Source organism: Ruegeria sp. CK2 (assembly GCF_056536585.1).
The window spans coordinates 122,992-136,775 of the sequence record NZ_JBQFPW010000012.1; the positions used below are offsets into that span (position 1 = coordinate 122,992).

13 protein-coding genes are annotated in these 13,784 nt (G+C 56.1%); 5 read left to right on the plus strand and 8 right to left on the minus strand.

The genetic code is table 11. The features are described from left to right. The first annotated feature begins 8 nt into the window (after positions 1 to 8). Together ACR0BU_RS17615 and ACR0BU_RS17620 are read left to right on the plus strand one after the other, a co-directional pair. Positions 9 to 347 (plus strand): P-II family nitrogen regulator, encoded by a 339-nt coding sequence (locus ACR0BU_RS17615; RefSeq protein WP_298936488.1) that lies wholly within the window; start codon positions 9 to 11, stop codon positions 345 to 347. Between the two features lie 33 nt (positions 348 to 380). Then, positions 381 to 1,706, plus strand: a complete 1,326-nt coding sequence (locus ACR0BU_RS17620) for an ammonium transporter (RefSeq protein ID WP_298936489.1) — start codon at positions 381 to 383, stop codon at positions 1,704 to 1,706. Positions 1,707 to 1,774: 68 nt separating this feature from the next. On the opposite strand, the gene ACR0BU_RS17625 is transcribed toward ACR0BU_RS17620, so the two are convergent. The 4 genes from ACR0BU_RS17625 to ACR0BU_RS17640 form a co-directional block, all read right to left on the minus strand. Next, on the minus strand, positions 1,775 to 2,959 hold the full coding sequence (locus tag ACR0BU_RS17625; RefSeq protein WP_480738251.1) for an amino acid aminotransferase: 1,185 nt from the start codon (positions 2,957 to 2,959) through the stop codon (positions 1,775 to 1,777). Further along, positions 2,959 to 3,813, minus strand: coding sequence for a 3-mercaptopyruvate sulfurtransferase (gene sseA, locus ACR0BU_RS17630; protein ID WP_480738252.1), 855 nt, complete (start codon positions 3,811 to 3,813; stop codon positions 2,959 to 2,961). Before sseA ends, ACR0BU_RS17625 begins: the two co-directional genes overlap by 1 nt. 92 nt (positions 3,814 to 3,905) lie before the next feature. After that, on the minus strand, positions 3,906 to 4,175 hold the full coding sequence (locus tag ACR0BU_RS17635) for a CBU_0592 family membrane protein (protein WP_480738253.1): 270 nt from the start codon (positions 4,173 to 4,175) through the stop codon (positions 3,906 to 3,908). Between the two features lie 40 nt (positions 4,176 to 4,215). Further along, a complete protein-coding gene (locus ACR0BU_RS17640) occupies positions 4,216 to 4,791 on the minus strand; it encodes a helix-turn-helix domain-containing protein (RefSeq protein WP_299082361.1) in 576 nt (191 codons plus the stop codon). 105 nt (positions 4,792 to 4,896) lie between these two features. On the opposite strand from ACR0BU_RS17640, the gene ilvD reads away from it, so the two are divergent. Continuing rightward, on the plus strand, positions 4,897 to 6,729 hold the full coding sequence (gene ilvD / locus ACR0BU_RS17645; protein ID WP_480738254.1) for a dihydroxy-acid dehydratase: 1,833 nt from the start codon (positions 4,897 to 4,899) through the stop codon (positions 6,727 to 6,729). Between the two features lie 107 nt (positions 6,730 to 6,836). After that, entirely contained in the window at positions 6,837 to 7,265 is a 429-nt protein-coding gene (locus ACR0BU_RS17650) for a hypothetical protein (protein WP_480738255.1), read from the plus strand. Between the two features lie 75 nt (positions 7,266 to 7,340). Here ACR0BU_RS17650 and ACR0BU_RS17655 read toward each other — a convergent pair whose 3' ends face one another. Next, positions 7,341 to 8,159 (minus strand): sulfotransferase family protein, encoded by an 819-nt coding sequence (locus ACR0BU_RS17655; protein WP_480738256.1) that lies wholly within the window; start codon positions 8,157 to 8,159, stop codon positions 7,341 to 7,343. 143 nt (positions 8,160 to 8,302) lie between these two features. On the opposite strand from ACR0BU_RS17655, the gene ACR0BU_RS17660 reads away from it, so the two are divergent. Next, entirely contained in the window at positions 8,303 to 9,880 is a 1,578-nt protein-coding gene (locus ACR0BU_RS17660; RefSeq protein WP_480738257.1) for a DUF5928 domain-containing protein, read from the plus strand. Between the two features lie 45 nt (positions 9,881 to 9,925). On the opposite strand, the gene amaB is transcribed toward ACR0BU_RS17660, so the two are convergent. The 3 genes from amaB to ACR0BU_RS17675 all read right to left on the minus strand — a co-directional run bounded on the left by amaB (position 9,926) and on the right by ACR0BU_RS17675 (position 13,784). Beyond that, on the minus strand, positions 9,926 to 11,437 hold the full coding sequence (amaB, locus tag ACR0BU_RS17665; protein WP_480738258.1) for an L-piperidine-6-carboxylate dehydrogenase: 1,512 nt from the start codon (positions 11,435 to 11,437) through the stop codon (positions 9,926 to 9,928). Between the two features lie 3 nt (positions 11,438 to 11,440). Continuing rightward, positions 11,441 to 12,547, minus strand: coding sequence for a saccharopine dehydrogenase family protein (locus ACR0BU_RS17670; protein WP_480738259.1), 1,107 nt, complete (start codon positions 12,545 to 12,547; stop codon positions 11,441 to 11,443). A gap of 241 nt (positions 12,548 to 12,788) precedes the next feature. After that, the gene (locus ACR0BU_RS17675; protein ID WP_299888419.1) at positions 12,789 to 13,784 is read right to left on the minus strand and encodes an ABC transporter ATP-binding protein; all 996 of its coding nucleotides are present in this window, start codon (positions 13,782 to 13,784) and stop codon (positions 12,789 to 12,791) included.

A 13,784-nucleotide genomic window follows, 5' to 3' on the forward strand; every position in this document is an offset into this window, starting at 1 on the left:
GGAAAGACGTGAAACTGATTATTGCGACAATCAAGCCGTTCAAGCTGGAGGAGGTGCGTGAAGCACTGACCACGGCCGGGGTGCGCGGCATGATGGTGACCGAAATCAAGGGCTTCGGCTCGCAATCCGGTCACACGGAAATTTACCGTGGGGCCGAATATGCCGTGAATTTCGTGCCCAAGATCAAACTGGAAATCGTGGTTCCTGCCACCATGGCCGACCAGATCGTCGAGACCATCACCAAAACCGCCAAAACCGGCAAGATCGGTGACGGCAAGATTTTTGTCCTCGATGTCGAGCAGGCGCTGCGCGTGCGGACCGGGGAAACCAACGAGGAAGCGCTGTAGGCGCCCTTACTCCACATCATTCGAGGACTGACAATGAACCTGATGAAATCTCTCATCCCTGCCGCCGCGATCGTCGTGCTGCCGCAGATGGGTCTTGCGCAAGAGGACGCCGCAACCGGCGAAGCTGCGCTGCATACACAATACATCTTCACCACCTTGCTGTTCTTGATGGCGGGCTTTCTGGTGTTTTTTATGGCCGCTGGTTTTGCCATGCTCGAAGGCGGGCTGGTGCGGTCGAAAAACGTTGCCATGCAGATGATCAAGAACGTGGCGCTGTTTTCCTTTGCCGCAATCATGTACTGGCTGATCGGCTTCAACCTGATGTACCCTGGCGACGGCTGGACCATAGCGGGTTGGGTTGGCCCGTTCTTCTCAACCACAGTTCTGGATCCCGTGGGAGTCCCCGCGGCCGAAGCGGCGCTGGATTATGCGTCGGTTGGCTCGGACTTCTTCTTCCAGCTGGTGTTTGTGGCCGCAACCGCCTCGATCGTTTCGGGTGCCGTGGCGGAACGGATCAAACTGTGGCCTTTCCTGATCTTCGTGATCGTGCTGACCGGTGTGCTTTACCCGATCTCTGGGTCCTGGCAGTGGGGCGGCGGCTGGTTGTCTGAAGCAGGCTTCTCTGACTTTGCTGGCTCAACTGTTGTGCACTCGGTCGGTGGCTGGGCGGCTCTGGCGGGCTGTCTCATCCTTGGCCCGCGTATCGGCAAATATAAGGACGGCAAAGTCCACCCGATGCCCGGTTCAAACCTGGCGCTAGCCACCTTGGGGACATTCATCCTGTGGCTGGGCTGGTTCGGCTTCAATGGCGGCTCGCAGCTGGCGATGGGCACCGTGGGTGACGTATCTGACGTATCGCGCATCTTTGCTAACACCAACATGGCCGCTGCGGCGGGCGCTGTTGCCGCCCTGATCATGACACAGGTTCTGTACAAAAAGCCTGATCTGACCATGGTTCTGAACGGCGCGCTTGCTGGTCTCGTCTCAATCACTGCCGAGCCTCTGGCACCGACCCTGTTCGGCGCGCTTTGGATCGGTGCAGTCGGCGGTATCATCGTTGTCTTCGCGGTTCCCATGCTGGACAAGTTCAAGATCGACGACGTGGTCGGTGCCATCCCGGTTCACCTGTTCGCAGGCATTTGGGGCACCATCGCCGTGATCTTCTACGGTGAGGCCAGCCTGATCACTCAACTGACCGGTATCGTGGCCTACGGCATCTTCACTTTCGTCGCCGCCTTGATCCTATGGTCCATCCTGAAGGCCACCATGGGCATCCGCGTCAGCGAAGAGGACGAGATCAATGGCCTCGACATGGCCGAACTGGGTATGGAAGCCTATCCAGAGTTCTCCAAAGGCTAGACCTTGATCCAAAAGACACGAAAACCCGGGCGCTTGCGTCCGGGTTTTCTTGTTCTAAATCGTGTTCGTTAGACGCCGACGTCGACAATCGCTTTGGCCAAGATCGGCACAGTTGTGGCGTTCAGGCCTGCGATGTTCAGCCGGCTGTCACCAACCATATAGATACCGTGATCGCCCCGCAGTTGCTCAACCAGGTCCGGGGCAGCGCCGAGGCGCGAGAACATACCGCGATGCTGGGCGATAAACCCGAAGCGATCTGAACCGCTGTGGCGCTGCAACTCATCGGCCAGTTGTTGACGCAGGTCCAACATCGACAGACGGACCTCTTCCAGCTCTGCTTCCCAGTCCGCGCGAAGTTCCGGGTCTGTCAGGATCGTCGTTACAACTCTTGCCCCGTGATCCGGTGGGAAGGAGTAGTTCTGGCGGTTCAGGAAGGCCAGCGTCGACTGGTTCAGCGCCGTTTGCGCCGCATCATCGCTGATCGCCATCAGTAGGCCAGTGCGCTCACGATAAACGCCGAAGTTCTTCGAGCAGGACGCCGCGATCAGGCATCGTTTGACGGACGAGGCCACCAGACGGGTCGCCTGCGCGTCTTCCTCAAGGCCGTCGCCAAAGCCCTGATAGGCGATGTCGATCATCGCCACGAGACCGAGCTCATTGATGATGTTCACGACGTCTTGCCACTGGACCATGTTCAGGTTGGCCCCGGTCGGGTTGTGGCAGCAGCCATGCAACAGGACGACGTCGCCAGCATTGGCAGTTTTCAGGTCCTCGATCATACCGTCGAAATCGACGCCACGGGTCTCGTCGTCAAAATAGCGGTAAGGAACGGCTTCCACGCCCAGATAGTTCAGGATCGACAGGTGGTTGGGCCAAGTTGGGTTCGATACGAAGACGCGGGCCTCAGGGTTGGCCATGCGGATCATCTCGAACGCCTGACGGCAGGCACCGGTGCCACCCGGAGTCGCAACGGCGGCAATATTGGCGCGCGGGACGGATGCACCAAGGATCAGATCAATCATCGCATCGGCATAGGCCGGATCACCGGCCAGGCCGGTGTAAGCTTTGCTCTCCTGCTCCTCCAGAATGCGCTTTTCAGCTGCTTTCACCGCGCGCATCACCGGGGTGATACCTTCAGCATTCTTGTAGACGCCGACACCCAGATCGATCTTTTGATCGCGCGGGTCCTCGCGGTACATTTGCATCAGCGCTAGAATCTTGTCGGCAGGTTGCGGTTTGAGATGTTCGAACATCAGTTCTCTCCGGTTGCGACGGGCAGGGTCGGGAAGGCACCCCATTCAGCCCAGGAGCCGTCATAAAGCGAGTGATCTTTCTTGCCCATGCGCTCAAGCGCAAGGCTAAGGATCGCGGCTGTCACGCCCGACCCGCAGGATGTGATCGCCGGTTTCGACAGATCGACGCCTGCGGCCTCGAAAATGGCGCGGCACTCCTCGGGTGATTTCATCGTGTGGTTTCTGTTCAGCAATGCACCGAAAGGCACGTTGCGAGAGCCAGGGATGCGTCCCGACCGCAACCCTTCGCGCGGTTCGGGGTCTGTACCCGTGAACCGGCCCGCCGCGCGCGCGTCTATGATTTCGTGGTCGCCTAGCTTGGCAGCGGCAGAGACTTGCGTGACATCGCGCACAAGTTGATTTTGCACCCGCACGGTCATGTGGCGGTCGCGGATAACAGGCGGCAGATCCTCGATTTCACGCCCTTCGGCCTGCCATTTTGGCAAGCCCCCATCCAGAACGGCAATGTTTTCTTGTCCCATCAGACGGAACAACCACCAGACGCGCGCTGCAGACATAAGACCGGCACCGTCATAGACCACCACCTGATGGCCGTCGCCCACGCCCATAGCGCGAAGACGCGACATGAACTTTTCGACCGGCGGCGCCATATGTGGCAAATCTGATCGCTGATCAGAGATGTCATCGATGTCAAAAAACCGAGCGCCCGGGATGTGGCCCGCATCATATTCGGATTTGGCGTCACGCCCCTGTTGCGGCAGGTACCACGACCCATCCAGAATCCGCAGATCCGGGTCCTTCATATGAGCGGCCAGCCATTCGGTAGACACCAGGGTTTTCGGATCGTCCAGCATCAATGCCTCCCCAAAACGTGCAGGAGTTTCCCTATACTTGGCGGGATGCGTATTCAAGACTGGATGGAGGATGTTAGCGCTGTTTCACGTCTTCATCGCGCGCGGCGCAGCCTGATATGCTGAATAACTCCGATAAAGCTGATTGCGATCCAGAAACTTTCGATCAGCATCGAGGCCAGATTGAAGTTCTGCAGCAGCGAATAAACGATCAGAATTGACCCCAGGAGGTTGATCACCGGAAAGGCCAGATCATCGGAGTTCATCATGCGCATCTGCGTTGCGAAATAAGCCCCGACCACAACCAGTGCGCCAAACGACCCGAGGGCATCGGCCCAAGTCAGCGTGTCCAAAAAAGCAGCCATCAATAGCCCTCATTATCAATTCAGCGGGTGGAAACTTGGTTCAGGTAACCGGCTCTGACGCAGCTGTTTGCCCATAGTGATGCATATTCAGAAACATCGCTCCTGTTTGCCCTGCGCGATACCCGTGTGGGACATCCGCCGAGAACCGCAGACCCTGCCCCGCGTGCAGCGAAACCCATTCATCGTCGCGCAAAACGTCAAGGGCCCCATCAAGGACAAATACCTCTTCGGTAACTCCGGCAGCATGGGCTGGCGATTCGTGGCATTGGTTTGGAGTCAGGGAAACGTGAAAGGTCTCTGCCCCCAAAACCGGGTCAAACGGAAACACGATCTTTACTTCGATGCTGCCTGGAAAAGTCACCGTTCGAAACATGTTCGCATCCGATGAGTCACGCAAAACAGACGTTCCGATCAGCGCACTGAGAGGCAGCTGAAACCCTTTGGCAATCTTCCACAAGGTGGCAATCGTCGGGCTTGATTCGCCGCGTTCGATCTGGCCCAGCATTGCTTTGCTGACCCCGGTCAATTCCGAAGCTTTTGACAAGCTCAGCCCCGAGGCTGCCCGCACATCCCTCAGTTTTAGCGTGATTTCGCCAGTTTCAGCCAATGTTTCCATGCCAGTGCCCTGCGATTTCCCTTGTACGTTATAACGCACATATGATACGTGCGCTATAACATACGCACCCAGATACCGCAGGTAGGGCAAAAGGGAAACAGCATCATGCCAATGTACCGATCCAGAACCTCCACTCATGGCCGCAACATGGCCGGTGCCCGTGGCCTGTGGCGCGCCACCGGCATGACCGATGGCGATTTTGGCAAACCGATCATCGCCATCGTCAACTCTTTCACTCAGTTTGTGCCCGGCCACGTGCACCTGAAAGATCTGGGTCAGATGGTCGCGCGCGAAGTCGAGGCCGCAGGTGGTGTCGCCAAAGAATTCAACACCATCGCCGTGGATGACGGCATCGCCATGGGTCACGACGGGATGCTCTATTCGCTGCCTTCCCGCGAGGTGATCGCCGACAGTGTGGAGTATATGGTCAATGCCCATTGCGCCGATGCGATGGTCTGCATCTCGAACTGCGACAAGATCACCCCCGGCATGTTGATGGCCGCGATGCGGCTCAACATTCCGGCGATCTTTGTTTCGGGCGGCCCGATGGAGGCGGGCAAGATCGACATCGCCGATCTGGACGCTAAGAAGATCGACCTGGTGGACGCGATGGTTGCTGCTGCAGACGACAGGTTCACGGACGAACAGGTCAAACATATCGAAGAAAACGCGTGCCCTACCTGCGGGTCATGTTCAGGCATGTTCACTGCCAACTCGATGAACTGTTTGGCCGAGGCGCTTGGTCTGGCCCTGCCGGGCAACGGCTCGACCCTTGCCACCCATGCCGACCGGAAAGAGCTGTTTCTGGAAGCCGGGCGCAGAATCGTCGAGATCACCAAGCGCCACTATGATCTGGATGAGAAAGGCTTCTTGCCGCGTGAGATCGCCACGTTTAAGGCGTTTGAGAACGCCATGAGTTTGGATATCGCGATGGGCGGGTCGACCAATACGGTCCTGCATCTGTTGGCCATCGCGTATGAAGGCAATGTCGATTTCACAATGACCGACATGGACCGGCTTAGCCGAAAAGTGCCATGCCTGTGCAAGGTCGCGCCCAATACCGAGAATGTGCATATGGAAGATGTCCACCGTGCGGGCGGCATCTTCTCGATCCTTGGAGAGTTGAGCCGTGCGGGGTTGTTTCACGATGATTGCAGCACGGTCCACTCGCCCACGATGGCCGAGGCCATTGCCAATTGGGACATCAAGGTCGCCAACAACCCAAGGGCTCAGGATCTGTTCAAAGCGGCACCAGGTGGCGTCCGCACCACGCAGGCGTTTAGCCAATCCAACCGTTACAAAGAGCTGGATACAGATCGCGAAGGCGGTGTGATCCGATCCAAAGAACATGCCTTTAGCCAAGATGGCGGTCTTGCAGTTCTGTTCGGTAACATCGCCCGCGACGGGTGCATCGTAAAAACGGCTGGTGTCGACGAGAACATTCTGAAGTTCACCGGATCGGCCTATGTTTGTGAAAGTCAGGATCAAGCCGTCAGCGATATTCTGACGGGTAAGGTCAAAGAAGGGGATGTTGTCGTCATCCGCTACGAGGGGCCGCGCGGCGGACCGGGGATGCAGGAGATGTTGTACCCGACCTCATATCTGAAATCCAAAGGCCTCGGCAAAGCCTGCGCCTTGCTGACCGACGGACGGTTTTCGGGCGGCACGTCAGGCCTTTCAATTGGTCATGTTTCGCCCGAAGCCGCCGAAGGTGGCGAGATCGGCCTCGTGCAAACCGGCGACAAGATCGAAATCGATATTCCTAACCGAACAATCCATCTTGCGGTGTCTGATGAAGACCTCGCAGAGCGCCGCAAATCTCAAGACGAAAAAGGTTGGGTTCCTGCGGCACCGCGCAAGCGCAAGGTCTCTACTGCGCTGAAAGCCTATGCCAAACTGACCACCAGCGCAGCGAAAGGCGCGGTGCGTCAGGTTTGAGTTAGAAACCGCTCAACAAAAAACGGTCTGCCTATCCGGTGGGCCGTTTTTGTTCTGCTGTGCGGACTAGATTGCCCTTAGAACTCTAAGTTTGCTAAGTTCAACCGATGAGAAAAATTTTACAAGTCTTCGGGTCAAATTCCGATTACTCGAGAGGAAGCTGGGCGCTAGCTCTTCCCAAAAACTGTTCGCTATTGGACGAGAACGACGATTTTGTAGGTTTCGTGACGGATGATGGTTTCGGAGTGTTGCAATTATCAAGTTACATCAAAGATGACGTAGTATCTGACAGTGATCTAATTGAATTTTCAGAAAAAATGGGGCTGCAGCCCTACAAACTGAAAGCGACTGTTCAGGGCGATTATACAGGCTTTTCCATTGAAACAACCAACAATGACACGTGGTGGAGATCTTGGTGCCTGAGATGCAATTCCACAATGATATTTGCGACATACAACTGTGAAATTGACGACAGGGGCGTTGAAGATCGGTTGGTCGAAGAGTTGCTTTCGAGTTTGACTTACAAGCGACAATAGGGTCTCGAAGCAGACACTCACGTGCAAATCATGTTCTAAGCAGATGCATCTCTGCCCGAAGGCACCCATTGCCCATCAATCGCCCAGTTTGGCGTGTACCTCATCCAGATCTATCTCACCGATGGGCATCTTGTTACCAGGATTCTCGAAATCGTATTTGAACAGCTCGAAATCCTGCTTATAGATTTCATAGACCAGATGCATCGACAGGTCGTCGAAATAGTCCTCGACCGGATGGGCACGTTTGGGCCCGTGCCCTTCGGATTCGTTGAACCGTGGGATCTCGGACAATGTCACCGGATGCGCGGTTTCGACATGGTCCAGAACACCCTGCATGCCGTCATTGAATTTCTCGGTCCAGAAGATCCTGTCATATTGCCCGCCATTCACGATGAAGGTCGAGACGTGGCCCGACATGGCAGACCAGTGAATGTCCGGATCCATGGGCCTACGCCACCGGATCGTGTCGCGCGCAAACAGCAAAAATCGGCGGAAGCTGGCAATTTGGTCAAACTCACCTTTTCCGTCGTCACCGCCGACTTCAATCCCATAGTTGTAGATCAGCGTCGGAACCAGATTGCCCCGGTATCTTTTACCGTTGCGCTGGATGCCACAGATCTTGTCGAAAAATGAACTAAGGATTCGTGTGTACGGGTTGCGCACACAGGTGAAAGAAAACGACGCGTGATTACGGACATTCGTGGAGATCAAGCCCTGGCTTTGATCAAACGCCCATTTGTGCATACCACCTTTGGCATCATGAATATCGCCGTCAAAAAAATGACCATGATCCGAAAAATACATGATCTGACCAATGGTCGAGCAAGCACATTTTGGCACCACACGGTATACCATGCTCTCGCTCTCGGTCATCCAGGTGCCGGGAAAACCCATCTGCTGCGCCTCCTATACTGGCCGGGCCTAAATTGGACGTGCCAGCATTTGAGACCAAAGAACCAAAAATATTCTGTTTATTCAATCGTTCATCCTCAGTATCACGGTTGGAAACGGGCAGAAACGGAAATTGCGTAAACCTCATGGCAAAGATTGCCTATATTTTGCTTTGTCACAAAGACCCTGATGCGATCATCGCACAGGCAGAGCAGCTGACTGCCGTCGGGGACTGCATGGTGATTCACTTCGATGCCCGCGCCAATGCGGCGGACTATGATCGCATCCGCGCTGCACTGAAGGACAATCCAAACGTCACATTCGCCAGCAAACGCATCAAATGCGGCTGGGGAGAATGGTCGCTGGTTCAAGCCACGCTAAACGCCCTGCAGGCTGCTGTTGACGCTTTTCCCCGTGCCACGCATTTCTACATGCTTTCAGGCGATTGCATGGCGATCAAGACCGCTGAGTACGCGCATCAGTTCCTCGACGAGAACGACTTGGATTTTATCGAAAGCCATGACTTCTTTGAGAGCAACTGGATCAAGACCGGTATGAAAGAAGACCGTCTGATCTATCGCCACTACTTTAACGAACGCACGCAAAGCGGGCTGTTCTACGCGTCTTTCGAGATGCAGAAACGGTTCGGCCTGACCCGGGACATCCCAAAAGACATCCAGATGATGATCGGCAGCCAATGGTGGTGCCTGCGCCGCAGAACCATCGAAATGATTCTGGATTTCCTGAACCAGCGCCGCGATGTGATCCGGTTCTTCTCGACCACCTGGATCCCGGACGAGACGTTTTTTCAAACTCTCGTTCGGCACCTGATCCCAAAGGGCGAGATCGAAAACCGCACACTTACCTTCTTGATGTTCTCAGACTACGGAATGCCCGTCACGTTCTACAACGACCACTACGACATGCTGTTGGGTCAGGATTATCTATTTGCCCGCAAAATCAGCCCCGAGGCGCATGAGTTGAAAGACCGGCTGGGCGCATTATACGCCAGCGAAGGCGTTGATTTTCCGATCTCGAACGAGGGCCGCAACCTGCATGCTTTCCTGACAGGGCGGGGGCGTGTCGGCCGCAGGTTTGGCCAGCGGTTCTGGGAAACGGAAAACACGCTGGGACCAGAGCGTGAGTTGTTCCTGGTTGTGTGCAAAAAGTGGCACGTGGCCAAACGGTTGGTGGATCAGATTGCATCAGAAACAGACATCCCGTGTGTCGAATATCTGTTCAACGAACAAGACACCCCGCTGCCAGATCTTGGGGGGATCGAAACGACATTGACGAAGCGGTCCAGACACCGGCGGTCTGTGGTTCGCATGTTATTCGAAGGGTTTGGGGCGGACCGGCTGGTTTTGTGCCTGGACCCTGCCAATCTGGACATCATCCGCGATTTTTGCCGTGACAAGGCCAAAACGCGTGTGCTGGAGATCGAATGCGAATACTCGGACGAGTATCTGATCGGCCATGCCCGACGCGTTGGGTTGGCAGGTGAGAACAGCCCGTCAGAAACCGTATCACGCCTGTTACCCACACTTCACAATGATCTGGCGTATGAATCTGAACAGATCCGCAATGCCGAGTTTGACGGCTACTTGCGCATTCGCGAGACATCGGACCGAACTGAGAACGAAGCAGTTATCGCCAAGTTTCTGGGGATTGGAGCCGAAAAAGCCCAGGCGGTGATGCGGCTGGACTATCTGTTTTCAGACTGATCACAAAGTATCCGGCGGCGCGGGTCAGCACCGCCGGAAACATCTTCAGATATCGAATTTGACGCCCTGCGCCAGCGGCAATTCGGCCGAATAGTTCACCGTGTTTGTCTGACGACGCATATAGGCCTTCCAAGCATCTGATCCGCTTTCACGCCCGCCGCCGGTTTCTTTCTCACCGCCAAACGCACCACCGATTTCGGCACCCGACGGGCCGATATTGACGTTGGCAATACCGCAATCCGATCCAGCGGCTGTCAGGAATTGTTCGGCCTCACGCATGTTCAACGTAAACACACAAGAGGACAGACCCTGCGGCACGTCATTCTGAATTTCCAGCGCCTCATCAAAATCGTCATAGCCCATGACATATAGGATCGGGGCAAACGTTTCAGACTTCACGGTCGCGGATTGGCCGGGCATTTCGACAATCGCCGGCTCCATGTATACGCCAGCAGGTACTCCGTCGGTCACGCGATTGCCGCCGAACACCGACCCGCCTTCGGCTTCGGCGGACTTCAGCGCTGCAGTCATTGCAGCCCCCGACGCCTCATCCACCAGCGGCCCGACCAGAATGCCTTCTGCCAGCGGATCGCCAATTGGCAGGCCAGCATAGGCCTTTTTCAGACGCGCGACCAATTCGTCCTTGATCGAGTTGTGAGCAATCAGCCGGCGCAATGTGGTACAACGCTGTCCTGCGGTGCCAACGGCCGAGAACACGATTGCGCGCACCGCCATTTCCAGATCGGCAGACGGGCCGACGATCATGGCGTTGTTGCCGCCCAGTTCCAAAATGCATTTGCCAAACCGCTGCGCCACAATCGGGGCAACTGCGCGGCCCATACGGGTGGAACCGGTGGCGGAAACGACTGGTACGTCCTCGCTGGCCACCAATGCCTCGCCGAGCGCCGCACCACCAATCAGCGTTTGCAACAGACCTTCGGGTGCGTCGCCAAATCGGGCCAATGCGCGTTCGAAAATCTTCTGACAGGCCATCGCGGTCAGCGGTGTTTTCTCGGACGGCTTCCAGATCACTGGATCACCACACACCAAAGCCAAAGCCGCGTTCCAGGACCAGACCGCAACCGGGAAGTTGAAGGCCGAGATTACGCCGACCGGACCCGCAGGATGCCATGTTTCCATCATCCGATGGCCTGGGCGTTCTGATGAGATGGTCAGACCATAAAGCTGGCGTGACAGGCCCACGGCAAAGTCACAGATGTCAATCATCTCCTGCACTTCACCCAAACCTTCGGAAGTGATCTTACCCGCTTCCCAGCTGACCAGTGCACCCAGATCGTCCCTGGCCGCGCGCAGTTCTTCGCCCAGCAGTCGGATCAGTTCGCCCCTGCGCGGGGCTGGAACCGTACGCCACGCTTTGAAGGCCGCCTTGGAGCGGGCAAATACCGCATCCATGTCGCTGACCGGAGTTTCATGCACCTCGGCCAGCAGACCACCGTCGATGGGCGAGGTCACCGGCAATGTGCCACCGGTCAGTTCTGCCGTGGTCATATCCAGTTTTGCAAAGATGGTTTCTGCTGTCATTACAACGTCTTTCATGTCTCAAGCCGCCTTGTTTTGTTGGGTCACATCGCCGGCGCGATACAGCCGGCCAAACTCGGTGTTCAGAAAATCGGAAAGCGTCACTTGCTCCTGCCGGATAAATCCAGTGGACGGCAATGCGCCTGTACGCATCAAATCGACCACGCCCAGCACACCTGCTGCGGTGGTGACCTGAATCGCGCTCCAGACCTGTCCGTTGATGGCGCGTGCAAAGGATTTATTGATCAGCGATTTCTCTCGCAGCTCACCGTTGATCAGGCCTTTGGCGGTGCAATATACCAGCACCACATCCTGATCCGTGCGTGGCAGGGCGGACTCGAAAATCTCTTTCAAAAGGTCGCGACGATTTTCGAGACCAAGATCCTTGAGCAACAGCTTCAGGATATCACAATGCCCCGGATACCGGATCGAGCGATAGGATACAGCACGTGCCTTTCCGTCCAGCGTTTCGGGCAAGGTGCCCAGACCACCTGAGGTATTGAAACACTCGTATTCTACGCCGTCATGACCCAGAACTTCGTAATCCTCCAGTGGTGCGGTCTTGACCAGTTTGCCATTCACAATGGCATCGCAGGGATTGCAGTATTCATTGATCAACCCATCGGTTGACCAGGTCAGATTGTATTTCAACGCGTTGGTCGGATAGAGAGGCAGCGCCCCCACCCGCATATGCAGGCTGTCGATTTCATCGAACTCCGCCGCAAGCGACGCACCTGAAATCCCTACAAAGCCCGGCGCCAACCCGCATTGCGGCATAAAGGCTGTTTCACTGTCATCAGCAAGCACGCGGACAGCGTTTGTAGCAGCCACATCCTCGGTCAAATCAAAGTAATGCGCACCTGCATCCTTGGCGGCCTTTGCGATTGTTGGGGTCAGAAAAAAAGGTGCGGCAGAAATCACCGCGTCAAATCCGGTCAGGCCTTGGGCCAGCCCGTCCGCGTCTTTGGCGTCGATCTGCTTCGTGGCGACGCCCAATTTGGCAATCTCGCCCAGCGCTTTCAGATCATGATCTGCGACAGTGACGCTGTAATTTCCTGAGCCTTTTAGCAACGTGGCAATCATCTGCCCGATTTTGCCAGCCCCGACGACGCATACATTCCAGGACATTGCGTGCCTCCTCTTGGTGTTTCCTAAGAGAATGAAGCAGCAAGCGTCCGTTTCAGAGGGTCAATCTTGACGAAATCAACTGTCAATCCGCCTAAATGACGGAAATATTGACGAATTGACTGCGCCCGTTATTCGAGCAGGCTCCAGATGGAATTGGTTCAGTCATCCGAAGTGCCCTGGGTGTATTGGACTAGATGCACCCAAGGCTTTCTATTCTTCTCGATTTAACGCAGGGCTTGGCTCAAAGCCTTTTCCCGTCCTCGCCAAAGGACAGAACTTTGGCCTGATCAAAGCTGATACCAACCTCCGCGCCGGGCAACACGTCGTGCTGGCCAAAGGCGCGGACTGTAAAGGGCTTGTCTGTGCCAATATTGATCATCGCATTTGTGTCCGCGCCCAGCTTTTCAACATGGATCACAGTCCCGTTTAGCTGCCCGGTCTGACCAAGCTGAGCGTATTCCGGGCGAATGCCAATAAACGTCCCTGTGTTGCCGCCAATCATATCAGCGGGCACAAAATTCATCGCGGGCGATCCAATGAATTCGGCGACAAACCGATTGGCTGGGTCGTTGTACAACTCCATCGGGCTGCCGATTTGTTCGACCCGGCCATCCCGCAGGACAACGATCTTGTCGGCAAGTGTCATCGCTTCGGTCTGATCGTGGGTCACGTAGATCATGCTGGCATCCAGCTGACGGTGAAGATTGGCAATCTCGACCCTTGTATTCAGGCGCAGCGCCGCGTCGAGGTTGGATAATGGCTCGTCAAACAGGAACAGTTTGGGGTTGCGCACAATTGCGCGCCCGATGGCAACCCGCTGACGCTGTCCGCCGGACAGCTCGGCCGGGCGACGGTCCAGATAGGGTTCCAGCGACAGCATCCGGCTCGCCTCGGCGATCCGCCGCTCGATCTCATCTTTGGGATGGCCCGCCTGTTTCAGGCCCAACACCATGTTGCCCCGCACGGTCAGATGCGGATACAGCGCGTAGGATTGGAACACCATGGCGATCCCGCGCTTGGCGGGTGGCACGTCATTGACCTGCTGGCCGTCGATTTCAACTGTGCCCGAGGTGGCGTCTTCCAGCCCGGCAATCACCCTGAGAAGGGTTGATTTACCGCACCCCGAAGGGCCGACAAACACAACGAATTCGTTTTCCTCGACAGTCAGATCGATGTTCTTCAGAACGTCCACCTTTCCAAAGGACTTGCACACATTGCTCAGCGTCAGGGCGGTCAC